19 protein-coding genes are annotated in these 14,983 nt (G+C 62.0%); 9 read left to right on the forward strand and 10 right to left on the reverse strand.

Annotated features, from left to right (window positions below; translation table 11 throughout):
* Positions 1–174 precede the first annotated feature (174 nt).
* The 3 genes from modA to ACOJSJ_RS02585 are packed head-to-tail and all read left to right on the forward strand — an operon-like array spanning position 175 to position 2,268.
* Complete coding sequence (gene modA / locus ACOJSJ_RS02575; protein WP_420143422.1) at positions 175–948, forward strand: molybdate ABC transporter substrate-binding protein; 774 nt, start codon at positions 175–177, stop codon at positions 946–948.
* 8 nt (positions 949–956) lie between these two features.
* On the forward strand, positions 957–1,664 hold the full coding sequence (gene modB, locus ACOJSJ_RS02580; protein WP_420143423.1) for a molybdate ABC transporter permease subunit: 708 nt from the start codon (positions 957–959) through the stop codon (positions 1,662–1,664).
* Positions 1,654–2,268, forward strand: coding sequence for an ATP-binding cassette domain-containing protein (locus ACOJSJ_RS02585; protein WP_420143424.1), 615 nt, complete (start codon positions 1,654–1,656; stop codon positions 2,266–2,268). The genes modB and ACOJSJ_RS02585 overlap by 11 nt, the downstream gene beginning before the upstream one ends.
* Before the next feature lie 6 nt (positions 2,269–2,274).
* On the opposite strand, the gene ACOJSJ_RS02590 is transcribed toward ACOJSJ_RS02585, so the two are convergent.
* From ACOJSJ_RS02590 to ACOJSJ_RS02620, 7 genes are read right to left on the reverse strand one after another with little or no spacing between them, the layout of a single operon-like run.
* The gene (locus tag ACOJSJ_RS02590; RefSeq protein ID WP_420143425.1) at positions 2,275–3,528 is read right to left on the reverse strand and encodes a capsule biosynthesis protein; all 1,254 of its coding nucleotides are present in this window, start codon (positions 3,526–3,528) and stop codon (positions 2,275–2,277) included.
* On the reverse strand, positions 3,521–5,158 hold the full coding sequence (locus tag ACOJSJ_RS02595; protein ID WP_420143440.1) for a beta-3-deoxy-D-manno-oct-2-ulosonic acid transferase: 1,638 nt from the start codon (positions 5,156–5,158) through the stop codon (positions 3,521–3,523). The genes ACOJSJ_RS02590 and ACOJSJ_RS02595 overlap by 8 nt, the downstream gene beginning before the upstream one ends.
* Positions 5,159–5,187: 29 nt before the next feature.
* Positions 5,188–6,483: a glycosyltransferase family 4 protein gene (locus ACOJSJ_RS02600; RefSeq protein ID WP_420143426.1), complete on the reverse strand. Its 1,296-nt coding sequence runs from the start codon at positions 6,481–6,483 to the stop codon at positions 5,188–5,190.
* 52 nt (positions 6,484–6,535) lie between these two features.
* Entirely contained in the window at positions 6,536–6,976 is a 441-nt protein-coding gene (locus tag ACOJSJ_RS02605; protein ID WP_420143427.1) for an HIT family protein, read from the reverse strand.
* A gap of 9 nt (positions 6,977–6,985) precedes the next feature.
* Positions 6,986–7,621 (reverse strand): CoA transferase subunit B, encoded by a 636-nt coding sequence (locus tag ACOJSJ_RS02610; protein ID WP_420143428.1) that lies wholly within the window; start codon positions 7,619–7,621, stop codon positions 6,986–6,988.
* A gap of 1 nt (position 7,622) precedes the next feature.
* Entirely contained in the window at positions 7,623–8,504 is an 882-nt protein-coding gene (locus tag ACOJSJ_RS02615) for an HAD family acid phosphatase (RefSeq protein WP_420143429.1), read from the reverse strand.
* On the reverse strand, positions 8,504–9,214 hold the full coding sequence (locus ACOJSJ_RS02620) for a CoA transferase subunit A (protein ID WP_420143430.1): 711 nt from the start codon (positions 9,212–9,214) through the stop codon (positions 8,504–8,506). The genes ACOJSJ_RS02615 and ACOJSJ_RS02620 overlap by 1 nt, the downstream gene beginning before the upstream one ends.
* Before the next feature lie 88 nt (positions 9,215–9,302).
* On the opposite strand from ACOJSJ_RS02620, the gene ACOJSJ_RS02625 reads away from it, so the two are divergent.
* Positions 9,303–10,178 carry a LysR family transcriptional regulator gene (locus ACOJSJ_RS02625; protein ID WP_420143441.1) on the forward strand — a complete coding sequence of 292 codons (876 nt, stop codon included), beginning with the start codon at positions 9,303–9,305 and terminating at the stop codon, positions 10,176–10,178.
* Positions 10,179–10,320: 142 nt separating this feature from the next.
* Here ACOJSJ_RS02625 and thiS read toward each other — a convergent pair whose 3' ends face one another.
* Complete coding sequence (gene thiS / locus ACOJSJ_RS02630; protein WP_420143431.1) at positions 10,321–11,316, reverse strand: sulfur carrier protein ThiS; 996 nt, start codon at positions 11,314–11,316, stop codon at positions 10,321–10,323.
* A gap of 116 nt (positions 11,317–11,432) precedes the next feature.
* Between thiS and aroQ the strand changes: the two genes are divergently transcribed.
* From aroQ to ACOJSJ_RS02650, 4 genes are all read left to right on the forward strand, one after another.
* Positions 11,433–11,873: a type II 3-dehydroquinate dehydratase gene (gene aroQ, locus ACOJSJ_RS02635; RefSeq protein ID WP_420143432.1), complete on the forward strand. Its 441-nt coding sequence runs from the start codon at positions 11,433–11,435 to the stop codon at positions 11,871–11,873.
* Positions 11,874–11,965: 92 nt separating this feature from the next.
* A complete protein-coding gene (gene accB, locus ACOJSJ_RS02640) occupies positions 11,966–12,457 on the forward strand; it encodes an acetyl-CoA carboxylase biotin carboxyl carrier protein (protein WP_420143433.1) in 492 nt (163 codons plus the stop codon).
* A 14-nt stretch (positions 12,458–12,471) separates the two neighbouring features.
* Positions 12,472–13,824 carry an acetyl-CoA carboxylase biotin carboxylase subunit gene (accC, locus tag ACOJSJ_RS02645; protein ID WP_420143434.1) on the forward strand — a complete coding sequence of 451 codons (1,353 nt, stop codon included), beginning with the start codon at positions 12,472–12,474 and terminating at the stop codon, positions 13,822–13,824.
* The gene (locus ACOJSJ_RS02650) at positions 13,821–14,165 is read left to right on the forward strand and encodes an arsenate reductase family protein (RefSeq protein ID WP_420143435.1); all 345 of its coding nucleotides are present in this window, start codon (positions 13,821–13,823) and stop codon (positions 14,163–14,165) included. The genes accC and ACOJSJ_RS02650 overlap by 4 nt, the downstream gene beginning before the upstream one ends.
* Before the next feature lie 21 nt (positions 14,166–14,186).
* On the opposite strand, the gene ACOJSJ_RS02655 is transcribed toward ACOJSJ_RS02650, so the two are convergent.
* A complete protein-coding gene (locus tag ACOJSJ_RS02655) occupies positions 14,187–14,507 on the reverse strand; it encodes a hypothetical protein (RefSeq protein ID WP_420143436.1) in 321 nt (106 codons plus the stop codon).
* Complete coding sequence (locus ACOJSJ_RS02660) at positions 14,504–14,695, reverse strand: hypothetical protein (RefSeq protein WP_420143437.1); 192 nt, start codon at positions 14,693–14,695, stop codon at positions 14,504–14,506. The genes ACOJSJ_RS02655 and ACOJSJ_RS02660 overlap by 4 nt, the downstream gene beginning before the upstream one ends.
* Positions 14,696–14,849: 154 nt before the next feature.
* Here ACOJSJ_RS02660 and ACOJSJ_RS02665 point away from each other — a divergent pair.
* On the forward strand, positions 14,850–14,983 hold a 134-nt coding region (locus tag ACOJSJ_RS02665; RefSeq protein ID WP_420143442.1), incomplete at its 3' end, for a ParA family protein.

A 14,983-nucleotide genomic window follows, 5' to 3' on the forward strand; every position in this document is an offset into this window, starting at 1 on the left:
CTAGAGCATTCCGAAGCCGGTTGAAACAGCCGACGGCGCGCACGATGTCGAAAACACAAGATGAACGCCATGACCGGCTTCAACTGGATCGCGCCATGCCCTGGCCGGTCATGGGCGCGTACAAAAGCCCGCACGGCAATTGCATCCCCCCTTAACAGCGGGCAAACAGGGGGCATGATCCGCCTGCTTTCGTGCATCGCCGCCCTGCTGTTCGCCGCCGTCATTCCGGATGCCCATGCCGCACCGAATGATCGGGGACCGACCGTTCTGGCGGCCGCCAGCATGCAGGAAGCCATGACGGCCGTTGCGGACCGCTGGGCCGCATTGGGTCACCCCCGCCCGGTCCTGTCCTTCGCCGGTTCATCGGCGCTCGCCCGACAGATAAAGGCAGGCGCGCCCGCCGATCTTTTCATTTCGGCCGATGAAGAATGGATGACCGATGTCGAACGGGCGGGCTTCGTCGTCCGCGGGACGCGCGCCAACGTCGCGGGCAACCGGCTGGTGCTGATCACCCCCGCCCGCAATCCCGTGCGCCTGCGCATCGCGCGCGGGATGCCGATCGCGCGGGCACTGGGCCGGGGCCGCCTTGCCATGGCCAATCCGGACGCCGTGCCTGCCGGTAAATATGGAAAGGCTGCCCTGACTTCGCTGGGCGTCTGGCCTCAGGTTGCCGGCCGTATCGCGCGCGGCGACAATGTCCGGTCGGCGTTGACGCTGGTCGCACGGGGAGAAGCGCCGCTCGGCATCGTCTATGCGACGGACGTCCGCGCGGCGACGGGCGTGCAGGTCGCCGGGACATTCCCCGCAAACAGCCATGCCCCCATCCGCTACCCGATCGCACGCCTTTCGGGCTGCAGGCATCGCGATGCGGAATCGCTGCGCCGCTTCCTCCTGTCGGGAACGGGGATGGCGATATTGGCGCGCTACGGCTTTTCCAGACCCGATTGACCAACGGGATGCTCTATACAGCTCTTACGCAAGAAGAATGCGAAGTTATCCTCCTCTCGCTCAAGGTCAGCGTAACGGCGGTGGGGCTGATGCTGCCCCTTGCCTTCCTCCTCGCATGGGCGCTGGCGCGATGGCGTTTTCCCGGCAAATTGCTGCTGGACGCGATCGTTCATCTTCCCTTGGTCGTGCCGCCAGTCATCACCGGCTGGGTATTGCTGCTGTTGCTAGGCATCAACGGCCCCATCGGCGCGTGGCTCGAAAGGGTGGCGGGCATCACATTGCTGTTCAAATGGACCGGCGCGGCGGTGGCGGCCGCGATCATGGCGCTGCCTCTGATGGTGCGCGCCATGCGCCTGTCGATCGAGGCGATAGACCGCCGTCTGGAACAGGCGGCGCATACTTTGGGCGCAGGCAGGATACGCACCTTCCTTACCATTTCGCTGCCATTGTCTCTGCCGGGGCTGATTGCCGGCCTCGTGCTGGGCTTTGCCCGCTCCATCGGTGAATTCGGCGCAACCATCACTTTCGTATCCGATGTGCCGGGCGAAACCCGCACCTTGCCCATCGCCATCTATGCAGGGCTGCAACAACCGGGCGGGGAAGCAGCCGTAACGCGCCTTGCCCTGTTGTCCGTGGCGCTTTGCCTCATCGCGCTTCTGCTTTCGGAATGGCTGACACGACGCATGGCGGGGGGAAGGCGGCTGCATGTCCTTTGACATCGACCTTACCTGCAAATTGGGCACGCGCATCATCCGTACCCAGTTTCAGTCGAACCACGGCATCGTCAGCCTGCTTGGCCCGTCAGGCTCCGGCAAATCATCCATATTGAACATGATCGCCGGGCTGCTCCGCCCGGAGCATGGCCATGTCCGGATCGCTGACAAGACATTGTTCGACAAACAGGCGGGAACAAACATATCCATAGCTGCACGTCGCAGCGGCTATATATTTCAGGATGCGCGACTGTTCCCGCATATGACAGTGCGTCAGAACCTGACCTATGGCGCGCGCAGATCGCGCAATGCGATGGGGCTGGGACAGGCGACGGCCCTGCTCGGCATCGAAGCGTTGATGGATCGCAAACCCGCCACCCTTTCCGGCGGGGAAGCGCAACGGGTCGCGATCGGCCGTGCGCTGCTGTCTGGCCCCGATTTCTTCCTGATGGATGAACCATGCAGTTCGCTCGACCATGATCGTCGATCCGGCATATTGGATCAGATACGGCGCCTGCACGCTCAAACCGCCATTCCGATACTCTATGTCAGCCACGACCCGTGGGAAATGGAACAATTGAACGCGGATGTGATCGCTCTGGCGTGACAACGATCAGCGGGACGCAAGAGCGGCCCGTTCGGCCACCAGCTTGATCGATACCTTTTTCTTGGTCAGTCGCCGGGCTGCATTGTCCACCAGCATCTGCAACCCTTCTTCGCTCAGCAATCCGCCGCGTATCAGGCATCGGTCGGCCAGCACGGCGCGAAACGCGTCATAGAGCGCGCCATCGGGCGGCATGGGGCTGGACCAGAAGCTGTCGAGCGATCCGACATGCACGATACCGGGCACCTTATAGACAGCATGGCCCAGCACCATGACCGGCCGCTCGCTATTGAGCGCCAGCGTGCCGACGGTGCTGTTGACCGTCACGACGCCCAGCGAATTGCGAACCAGTTCCCCAGTGTCCCATTCGCCAAGGAAGAAGACCCTGTCGCTGACATCATGTTGCGCGGCGAATTTCCGGGTCAGCCGCTCCCACCGGATGAGACCGGGGTCGAGCGGGTGCCGCTTAACGACAAGGCCTACATTTTTCGGCGCATTTTGCGCGAAACTCTTGATCACGAAACGCAGCGCCGCCCGCATATCGCCAAAGGGGGAATGAATGCGGATCTGATAATCGGAATTCAGTTGCAGCGGCAACGTGAAATATGGCCGGTCGCCAAGGCGCGCCCACTCCGCATGCCATCGCCCGACATTGCGTTTACGCAGCATCAGTTTGCAGAACCAGCCTGCCGATTCCATCACGAAACTATGGGGGCGGTGCGTTCTGTAATACGGAAAGCGCGGTCGCATGAATGCCGCGGCCATACCGTTACGCATCGTGTTGCGCGCGCGCGCACGAAACGTCGAGGGGATGCCAGGCTTATCATCCGAATAGGCTGGCAAATCCCTTGCCTGATCCAGATACCATTGCGGGTCCAGCGGCAGAGTGGAATTGCCATTCACGCCGTCGTCCTGCAGCGTCATGAAATCGGGCCGGATATAGCCTTCTTCCATGACATGGACCCGCACTTCACGCAGACGCGCCATGCCATGCGCAGATGCATGATAGGGGCGACAGTCGCCATAGAGCAACAGGTCCGTCACCCCATGACTGGCAACGAAATCATCGAAGAACATCGGCCAGTTGCGCAGGCTGCCGCGATAATCCGTGGCGTCGCCCGGCCAGTCTACCTTGTCCCCGCCATTGATGTTGATGCGCAACACCTGGTGACCGCGCGCCCGCAATTCATCGCCCAGTCGGGCAAAAAACTCGCCATGCGGCCCCTGAAGAAACAGGAAAATCCTGTGAGACGGCTCAGCCATGGAAAGACGTCACGAAAACAGTCATAATTCTTCGTAGCTTTCCCTGCACGGATCGCAATTTAATCAACCAGCCAGTTTGCACAACGTCGTCATCGGACAGTCGATCCACCATCAATTCAGGACCACAAGGCAAGTTGGTGACCGGGTCAAGATAGCGCGGATAAAGAATAAGAACGGCTGCGACGAGCTGATCGATAGTGAGCGACCGGCCGCGTCGGGGATTGGGCGCTGGCAAGTCGCGGGTCAATCCCCACCCTGCATAAAAGGGCATGCCATGCACGGTAACTTTGCGACCGCGCATCAATGCTTCGAATCCCGTCAGGGATGAAAGCACATGCACTTCGTCCACTGCCTCCACCAGTGGCATCAATGGCGATCCGGTATCGATGACGTCGGCGTGCGCCAGAATGGCGGCATTGCTCAAATGGCCCTTGCGGTGTCCAGCCTGCACATCGGGATGCGGACGATAGACGATCCAGGCATCCGGCTCCTTGCGACGGACCTGTTCCAGAAATTGCAGGTTCCCGGCGATGCCCCCGCCGCCAAGGCGCACGGACATATCGTCGTCCACCTGACCGACCGCCAGAACGGTTCGCCGCCCGGATGGTAGCGCCAGTGCGTCCCCGGTCTGCATGCCATATTTGGTAACGCCCGTGGCGCAGATGCGTCGCCGCAAGGCGGCGGCCCGCTTTACCAGTGCATCGGGGAAAGGATGCATCGCCAGCAGGTCTTCCAGATCGCTGGGACGCGACGCATCATAATAAATGCCCTTCCGATCGACCACGACCGATCCGGGCGGATGCAGACCCGCACCCAGCCCTCTGGACCGCAGGAACCCATCCTCGACCCGCGTGACGGATACGCCCTGTTCGCGGGCCTGTTCCATGATGTCATGCGGTACGCGCGATGGCCATACGGCCAGCGCCCCCTTCACCCGCCGCGCCCGTTCCAATCCGCCACGCGGCGGCATGAAAGCGGGGGACCGGGCGCCGTCCCACAAAAATTGCTGGATGGCGGGCCGTTTCCAGAAGGCCATGCCGCTTGCCGCCGCGATGCCCTTATTACCCTCTATATGGCGGCGCCAGTCGGCCAGCAGCATGATCGCCTCTTCGACGTCCATATCTGCGCCGGTAAAGCAATTGCGATAACGTGTTTCGCCCAGCGCAGCCAAGGCCGCATCGCGAAGCAGATCCGCCGACAATGGAATGCCATCGGGACCATATACCGGCTTGTTCAGCAAGCCTGCAATGATTGCGACCTCCTCGTCAGCGCCGGCCCATATCGAATCCGCCGCGTCCACCAACGCCCATGGATCATATGTCGCCGACAAGACGCGAGCGTTGACAGCCAATTTCGGTGCACCGGGCAGAACGCCTATCGCATCGGGCGCCATGGCCTGCAGCATATCGGCGGGTGGCCTGCTTCCCCGATCGATCAGCAGGCGAATGCCATCGGCGCGATCGCCCCAGAATGTGCCGCCCACTCTGGCCGTTCTGATCAGGTCCAGTATCCGGTCATCGGCCGGTCTGCCGGAACTTCCTTTGTCCTTGATACTGACCGCCGCCTGTGCCGGGCCAACACCCGGAAAAGGTGGCGTTCGAAGAAAAGGCAAGGGCTTAGGGTCCACGATCCATGCTTTGCGCGGCTGCGTTTACAGCGTCAAGGGACGGTTGCGGCAACTTCATCCAAAAGGTCGACGACAATGTCGAAATAGGCACGCCATGTCGGACCGCGCCAGTCGGCTATACGTTGCAATTGCTGCGCACGCTGTGCGGAATCGGGCTGGCTATAGGCCAATATCCGGTCCAGCCAGCCGATCCCGTCGAGCGGATCGATATAGTCGGGCGCATCGCCACCCACCTCACGATGCGCGCTGATGTCGCTGCAGATCACCGGAACGCCTGCCGACAATGCTTCGATCACCGGCATACCGAACCCTTCGACGAAGGACGGCATCAGCATCGCACGCGCTTTGGCGACCAGTTCTTCCATTTCCCGATCGGGCAGTTCCCCGGCCTCGACCACATGACCGCGCAGGATTTCCCCGCGCTCCAGCATGTCGATGACATTTTCATTTTCCCAGCCCCGGCGCCCCACCAGCACCAGCATCGGCGCGGCATCGCCCAGCCGTTCGATCAGCCGACGCCAGATGTTGAGCAACAGAAGATGGTTCTTCCGCGGCTCGATAGTCGAAATATAAACGAAATAGGGCCGTTCGGGCACATCATATTGTTTTGCACCGAACATGTCGGGCGCATCCGCGCCGAAATGCGCGACGCGGATGCTGCGCCCCGCATAACCACGTGTCAAATGCGGCTCCAGCGCGTCGATAGTCGCCTGGCTGTTGCCGATGATGCCGCGTGCATAGGTATCAATGCTGTGCAACCGCGCGCGATGTTCGTCGGCGCCCTGCGGCCGGGCAAATTCGGGGTGGCTAAGTGGGATGACGTCATGAACCAGCGTCACGAACTGCGCACCTTCCGCCCGCAGGATCGCCCCCACCTGTTCCGCATCGTCCAGATGATGCGGCGACACCTGAAGATAGATGCGTGGCCCGACCGCCTTGGGCACGGGACGTGGGCGCAGCGCAAACATCTGGCGTATGGCAGCCGCCTTGCTCTTGCCCGCATCCTCCATGCCGGCGCTACGCCATTTGGCGGCAGTGAAGGCCAGAAACTGGCGCACGGCCGAAGGATCGAGCCGTCCATAATAGCCGCCCGCCGGATGCACCGCCGCAAAGGACAGCCGGTCGGGAATACGTTCCAGCAGTTCGCGGGCATAGATATATTCCACGCGATCGATCCCGGTCGGCGTGGGGTGAAAGCTGCGGAACAGCAACCGGGACAGGTCGAGCACGACCTCCATGTCCCCGGACGCGGCCGCATAAGTGACGCCGGGCCGCTTGGAACGCAGGGCGATGCGGGCGCCGGGCGCGACGAATGGCTTCAATACCATGATGATGTCCAAAGGAAGGCGACGGGTCGCCCGCAGGCGATGAGGGGCTGCATCAGAATTGCGCGCGGATCTCTTCAGCCAGCGCCTGCAATGCCGCCGGATCGGCCTGACCGCCCTGCCCGTGCGCGGCGAAGTCCTTGGGGTCGCCGTTCCAACGGGGCAGGATATGGACATGCAGATGGAAAATGGTCTGTCCTGCGGGCGCACCGTTGAACTGCGCGATCTGGATACCGTCGGGGTTGAGCGCTCCGCGAATGGCGGTGGCGACCTTCTTGGTGGTCGCCATCACCTGTGCCAGCGCTTCGTCTTCCATCTCCAGCAGGTTGCGCGCCTTCGACCATTTGGAAATGACCAGCGCATGCCCCCTTGTCTGTGGCATGATGTCCAGAAAAGCGAAGGTCGTGTCGTCCTCATACAGCTTCGTCGACGGGATCTTGCCCTGAAGGATCAGGGCAAAGATATTGGCTTCGTCATAAGTGCCGTCGAGGCTCATGGATTGCCCTTAGCTGATATAGTGGGCGGTCGTCTTAGCAGCGACTTCATCCGTCGTCACGCCCGGCGCCAGTTCGACCAGCTTGAATGGACTGTCATGATCAGGCCGCTGAAATACGCAGAGGTCAGTGACGATCATGTCGACCACATTCTTGCCGGTCAGCGGCAGGGTGCAGGCGGGAATGAACTTCGCATCGCCATTTTTGGACGTATGCTCCATCACGACAATGATCTTCTTGACGCCCGCAACCAGATCCATCGCGCCGCCCATGCCCTTGATCATCTTGCCGGGGATCATCCAGTTGGCGATGTCGCCATTTTCGGCGACCTCCATCGCGCCCAGCACGGTCAGGTCGATATGCCCGCCACGAATCATGGCGAAGCTGTCGGCACTGGAAAAATAGGCTGATTGCGGCAGTTCGCTGATCGTCTGCTTGCCCGCGTTGATCAGGTCGGCGTCTTCATCGCCTTCATAAGGGAAAGGGCCAATGCCCAACATGCCATTTTCCGACTGCAGCGTCACTTCCACGCCATCGGGAATATGGTTCGCAACCAGCGTCGGGATGCCGATGCCCAGATTGACGTAAAAACCGTCCTTGAGTTCCTTTGCCGCGCGGGCGGCCATTTCGTCACGAGTCCAGGGCATATTATTTCTCCCCCACGGCAGGCGGCGCCCACCTTTTGTCCATCGGAAATATATCGTCAAACCCGCCCTTGAGACCGCTGCCATAGACGGGGTTGGGCATCACGAACCAGCCATTGCCCCACAGGGCTGCAACCGATGCCTGCACGGTCGCGGCACGGCGGGCGGTGACGGGCTGGCCTATATTGAACAGGTCGGAAAAATCGCCAAGCTGATCGCCCCCCATGGCGATCACGCAATATTTGCCGGCAATCGTCCAGCGACGACCGTCCTTGCGCGATCCCATGGCATCGTCACCGCTCAGATACAGCGTCTGACCATGCACCGCTTCGCCCAGTCCCGCCGCCCTGATGGCCCGCGCGGTTCCTTGCGCATTGGCGGACGCCCGGTTGGTGTTGAAGATGACCGTGACGCCCATCTGGCGCAGCGCAGGCAACGCCCGGTCGGCGCCCGGCACCGGACCGACAGCGCCCTCACCCGTCTTTTCCCATGCATCCCAATCGGCGGCGTTATAGCCCTTCCCGGTCCGGGCATCATGATATTCATAGCCGGTGTTGAGCATCACCGTTTCATCGACATCGAAAACGGCGGCCAGCGGCTTGTTACCACAGGGCAGGAAACGGGGCGCTTCGAGCGTCGATCCTTCCGCCAGCACCACGCTGTCGGCCGGGCGCGCCTTCGCCTTCGCCGCGACATAGGTCAGCAGGGCGTTCCACGCCTGCTGCGAAATGGCCGCGCTTTCACCCGATCCGTACAGATATTGCATTCCGGCGGGCGGGTTGGCGGATGGCGGCACGGCCGTCGCAGTCGGCGCGGTCTGCGTCACGGCGCAGGCGGCGAGCGGCGCCAGCAACAGCGCCGGTATCGCGCGCATCGTCATGGACATTATGCCGCTTCCCGCGTCCGGATCGTGCGAAATTCGATCTTCTTGTCATAGGGCGCGCCGACGATCATGCGCTTGACGTAGATGCCCGGCAGATGGATCGCATCGGGATCGAGGCTGCCGGTCGGCACCACTTCCTCGACTTCGGCGATGCAGATTTTCGCGGCGGTTGCCATCGGTGCGTTGAAATTGCGCGCGGTCTTGCGAAAGATCAGGTTGCCGCTTTCATCGGCCTTCCACCCCTTGATGATCGCGATGTCGGCGAAAATGCCGCGTTCCAGGATATAGTCCTGCCCGTCGAAATTCTTCACTTCCTTGCCTTCGGCAACCTGCGTTCCGACGCCGGTCTTGGTATAAAAACCGGGAATACCCGCCCCGCCAGCACGGCACCTTTCGGCCAAAGTACCCTGCGGGCAGAATTCGACCTCCAGTTCGCCCGCCAGAAACTGCCGTTCGAATTCCTTGTTTTCGCCGACATAGGAAGAAATCATCTTCTTCACCTGCCGCGTACGCAGCAGCTTGCCCAGACCTTCGCCGTCGATCCCGGCGTTATTGGATGCGATGGTCAGATCCGTGACGCCCGAATCGCGGATCGCATCGATCAGCCGTTCGGGGATGCCGCACAGGCCGAAACCGCCCGCGCAAATCTGCATCCCGTCAAAGAGAAGTCCCTCCAGCGCGGCAGCAGCATCGGGGTAGAGCTTCCTGACCATCGGCATCCATCCTTTTGAAAATTTACGCCATCCTATGCAGGTCAACCGATCAATACCAATGATTTGTTTTTTCGGTTAAACACAAATGATGTCTATCAATCGCATCGCCTTCTACCATCTCGAAACGCTGCTGTGGATCGCCCGGCTCGGTACATTTGCGGCGGCGGCGGCGCGGCTCAACACGACCCAGCCGGCCATCTCCGCGCGGGTGCGCGAACTGGAAAGTCATCTGGGCACCGCACTGTTCCGGCGCGAGGGGCGCACCATGGCGCTGACACCCGCGGGCCGCGAACTCGTGCGGGAAAGCGAACCGCTATGGGCGCGGTTTCAGGGCGTATTGATGGGATGCAGCGATATATCCGGCGCGACCGGCATCATCCGTATCGGAGCGGGAGAGATCGCCGCCGCCAGTTGCCTGCCCGGTTTCGTGGCGCAACTGGGCCGCGATTTGCCGCAGGTCAGTCTGGAAGTCGACATCGCCCTGACCGCCGACCTGATCCAGCAACTGGCTTCGGGCCATGCCGACATGGCTTTCGCGGCGGGCCGGATCGCCCATCCCATGTTGCGCACCGCGCCCATCGGCAATGTCGACCTGCTCTGGCTTGCCTGCCCGTCGATCACCGTCACGACGCAAACGCCGATCTGGTCGCTGTCCAACCTGTCGCCGCTTTATCGTATCATGAAGGATGCGATCGCCGCTTCGGACCTTGCCGAATGCCCGCTCAACCTGTGCAACAATGTCCGCACGATGATCGACATCGTGCTGGAGGGCGGCGGGATCGGCATTTTCCCCCAGCCGATGGTGCGACAATATCTGGCAGATTGTCGATTGGTGGCGGTACCCGGCGCCCCGCCGATGCCACCGGTCGATTTCCATGTCGCCGTGCGCGCGGCCGAAGCCGATCCGCTGGTGCTCGCCATATTCGACCGGGCCAGTCGCCTCGACCTGCGCTCGACGCCGTAAAGCATGATGAAGTCGGCTGGAACAGCCGACGGCTCGCATCACGCGGAAAACAAAAGATGCTTAGAGCCTGATCCGCTTCGATCCCATCGGATCAGGCTCTAGAATCGACAGAACAGACGACGCCGTCTGCTTCGAAAATGCTCTAGATCAGCCCGGCCAGCGGGCTGGAGGGATCGGCATACATGCGCTTGCCCATGCGCCCGGCGCGATAGGCCATGCGGCCTGCCTCCACGCCCGCTTTCATGGCGGCGGCCATCAGGACCGGGTCTTTCGCCTCGGCAATGGCGGTGTTCATCAGCACGCCGGTGCAGCCCAGCTCCATCGCCACCGTCGCTTCCGATGCAGTGCCAACCCCCGCATCGACCAGTACCGGCAACTTCGTGCCTTCCACGATCAGGCGGATTGTCACCCGGTTCTGAATGCCAAGGCCCGACCCGATCGGCGCGCCCAGCGGCATGATCGCCACCGCGCCCGCATCCTCCAGCCGCTTGGCCGCGATCGGATCGTCCACGCAATAGACCATGGGCTTGAAACCTTCCTTGGCCAGCACTTCGGTCGCGCGCAGCGTTTCGACCATGTCGGGATAGAGCGTGCGCGCTTCCCCCAGCACTTCCAGCTTCACCAGATCCCATCCGCCAGCCTCCCGCGCCAGACGCAGCGTGCGGATCGCTTCCTCCCCGGTAAAACAGCCTGCGGTATTGGGCAGATAGGTGACCTTCCTGGGATCGATATAGTCGGTCAGCATCGGCGCCTTGGGGTCGGACACATTGACGCGGCGCACCGCCACGGTCACGATTTCCGCGCCCGACGCCTCCAGCGCGGCGGCATTCTGCTCGAAATTCTTGTATTTGCCCGTGCCCACGATCAGCCGCGACCGGAACGTCCGGTCCGCCACGGTCCAGCTGTCGTCGGCGGTCACATCGCCACCGCCCACGAAATGGACGATTTCCAGCTCGTCGCCATCCTCCACCTTCACATCGGCCAGCGTAGAGCGCGGCACGACTTCCAGATTACGCTCCACCGCCACCTTTTCCGGCACGAAGCCCAGCTCGCTCGCCAGTTCGGCCAGCGTCAGGCCGTCCCGGATGCGGCGATGTTCGCCATTGATATGGATGGAGATGGTGCCGTCTACGCTCACTATACTGTCCCGAAAATGAGAAGACGTCTCGACGCGGCGAGACAGGAAGGGCTAAGGATCGTGGCGCATATAGGGGCGGCTTTGCCCCGCCCGCAACAGCATTAAGGGGGGTAGAGTTGGCCGAAGCGCGTAAAATCTATGTTTTGAACGGTCCCAACCTTAACATGCTGGGCACGCGGCAGCCTGAAATCTACGGCTATGATACGCTGGACGACATCGCCGAACGCATGGAGGACGCGGCCAATCGCGCCCATGTGGAAATCGATTTCCGCCAGTCCAATCATGAAGGCCATCTGGTCGACTGGTTGCAGGAGGCGCATGCGGAGGGTGCCCATGCCGTCATCATCAACCCCGGCGCCTATACCCATACGTCGATCGCGCTGCACGATGCGATCAAGAGCATTACCGTTCCCGTGATCGAAATCCACCTGTCCAACCCGCATAGCCGCGAGCCTTTTCGCCATAAAAGCTATGTCGGCATGGCGGCGAAGGGGACCATCGCGGGCTTTGGCCCCATGTCCTACATGCTGGCGTTGGAAGCCGCGCTGGAACTGTAACCGGGCGCACTTCGACGCACGAAAGTTGCGCTTTGCCGTAAATGCGCATAGGCGCAGGGCAACAAACGACATTCACCGGCCAGGGACTTCACATGACCGACAAACAAGAAAAGGGCGCAATGCAGGTGGACGTGCAGCTGGTGCGCGATCTCGCAGCGCTGCTGGACGACACGAACCTCACCGAAATCGAGGTTGAGGATGGCGACCGCAAGATCCGCGTCGCCCGCAAGGTCGGCGGCGCGCCCGCCGCTGTCTATGCCCCCGCACCCGTCGCCGCCGCGCCTGTCGCAGCGGCTGCCCCGGTGGCTGCCCCCGCCGTTGCGGCCCCTGCCGCCGACGCGCTGCCCGCCGGTACGCTGGTCAAATCGCCGATCGTGGGCACCGCCTATCTGTCGGCCGAACCGGGCGCCGCCCCCTTCGCCCGCATCGGATCGCAGGTGAAGGCCGGTGAAACCGTCCTGATCGTGGAAGCGATGAAGGTCATGAATGCCATCGCCGCGCCGGTATCCGGCACGGTGAAGGCTGTGCTGGTCGATAACGGCCAGCCGGTCGAATATGACCAGCCGCTGATCGTCATCGAATAAGGCCCGATCCGCTTATGGCCATCGAGAAACTGCTGATCGCCAATCGCGGCGAAATCGCGCTCCGCATTCATCGCGCCTGCCATGAAATGGGGATCAAGACCGTTGCGGTGCATTCCACCGCCGACGCCGACGCCATGCATGTGCGCCTCGCCGACGAAGCGATCTGCATCGGGCCGCCCGCGGCCAAGGACAGCTATCTGAACATCGCCGCGATCATTTCGGCGGCGGAAATTTCGGGTGCCGACGCGATCCACCCCGGTTACGGCTTCCTGTCGGAAAATGCCAAATTCGCGGAAATCGTGGAAGCGCATGGGCTGGCCTTCGTCGGTCCCAAGCCCGAACATATCCGCACCATGGGTGACAAGATCGAGGCGAAGCGCACCGCCGGCGCGCTGGGCCTGCCGCTCGTCCCCGGTTCGGACGGCGCCGTCAGCGATGTCGAGGAAGCCAAGCTGATCGCCGAAGCGGCCGGCTATCCCGTCATTATCAAGGCGGCGTCCGGCGGCGGCGGTCGCGGCATGAAGGTGTGCACCTCACCCGACGCCCTCGAAACGCTGATGCAGCAGGCCGGATCGGAAGCCAAGGCTGCGTTCGGCGACGCCACCGTCGATATCGAGAAATATCTCGGCAATCCGCGCCATATCGAAATTCAGGTGTTCGGCGACGGCAATGGCAACGCCATCCATCTTGGCGAACGCGACTGCTCGCTCCAGCGCCGCCACCAGAAGGTGCTGGAAGAAGCGCCCTCGCCCATCCTGTCGCAGGCCGAACGCGAACGCATCGGCGGCGTCTGTGCCAAGGCGATGGCCGACATGGGCTATCGTGGCGCGGGCACCATCGAATTCCTGTGGGAAAATGGCGAATTCTACTTCATCGAGATGAACACCCGGCTTCAGGTGGAACATCCGGTGACGGAAATGATCACCGGCCTCGACCTCGTCCGCGAACAGATCCGCGTGGCGGAGGGCAAACCGCTGTCGGTCGCTCAGGAGGACATCCGCTTCACCGGCCATGCGATCGAATGCCGCATCAACGCTGAAGATCCCAAGACCTTTGCTCCTTCGCCCGGCACCGTAACCAGCTATCACGTTCCCGGCGGGATGCATGTCCGCGTCGATAGCGGCCTGTATCAGGGGTATAAGGTGCCGCCTTATTATGACTCCATGATCGGCAAGCTGATCGTCTATGGCCGTACCCGTGAGGGGGCGATCATGCGGCTGAAGCGCGCGCTGGAGGAATATGTGATCGAAGGGATGAAGACCACCATCCCGCTGCATCAGGCGCTGCTGACCGATCCGGACTTCCTTGACGGTAACTATACCATCAAGTGGCTGGAAGAATGGCTGGCGCGTGAGGACAAGGCGTGAAGGCCACCATCTGGCACAATCCCAAATGCGGGACGTCGCGCAAGACGCTGGCAATCCTTGAGGAAACGCCCGGTGTCGAGGTGGAGGTGGTCGAATATCTCAAGACCCCCTTCACCCGCGACAAGCTGGTCCAGCTGTTCGCCGACGCCGGGATGACCCCGGCCGACGCGATCCGCAAGATGGGCACCGATGCCGAGGAACGCGGCCTGGCCGACATGGCGCCCGACGTGATCCTCAATGAAATGGCTGCCAACCCGGCCTATGTGAACCGCCCCTTCGTGGAAACGGAAAAGGGCGTGCGTTTCTGCCGCCCGCAGGACAAGGTTCACGAAATCCTGTAAATCGGATGCATCTGGCGCCGTTCAGCGCGCCTGATGCACCGACAGGCTGATCGATCGCACCGTGCGGTTGTAGATGCCAATGCCGCCATCGACACGGATGCCCGGCGCCACCTGCCAGATTGCCATGTCCCGGCTCTTGTCCGTCACGAATGTCGGCGGGCCGACGTTCAGGCTGGGCGTCAGCACCGCCGCGACGTCGGCACTGGTCGCCTTCGTGCCTGTCGATCCGCCACCGATCTGGCAAACGGCCTTCGACTCTCCCGTTACCGGGACGGTCAGAAACAACATCATCCCATCCTTGCGATAAGCCCGCACCGGCAGGATGCCGGACCCTTCGATCATGCGAATTTCGCTGCTGATCCAGCCGATGCTCTGGGCATGGGCGGCGATGAGTCCAGATCGGGGAAGCCGCGGCGGCAGGTGTCGTTGAACGCCGCGACATAGGTTGCGATCGCCGGGTCCGGCTCCGCCAGTGCGGGCGACGACGCCAGGCTTGCAGCCAGACCGGCGATCAGCAGGGAACGGATCATAGAGCCTCCGATATGATCCGAACTGGCCTAGATCGCAATCATTGCCATCCAGTGAAGGCGCAGCATGCATTTATCGGGCGGGATTCACACCCCCGTAACAATCGGATGATTTCAGCGCTTGCGTTGACGGGCGGAGCGATTAGCCTTCCCATTCATGGCAAAGGAACCGGCATTGGCGACCATCGCCGTCTACAGCCTGAAAGGCGGCGTGGGGAAAACCACCTTCGCCATCAATCTGGCCTGGGCTTCGGCCTGTATTTCCAAAAGGCGTACCTTGCTGTGGGATCT

The organism is Sphingobium sp. (assembly GCF_048594625.1).
GTDB lineage: Bacteria > Pseudomonadota > Alphaproteobacteria > Sphingomonadales > Sphingomonadaceae > Sphingobium.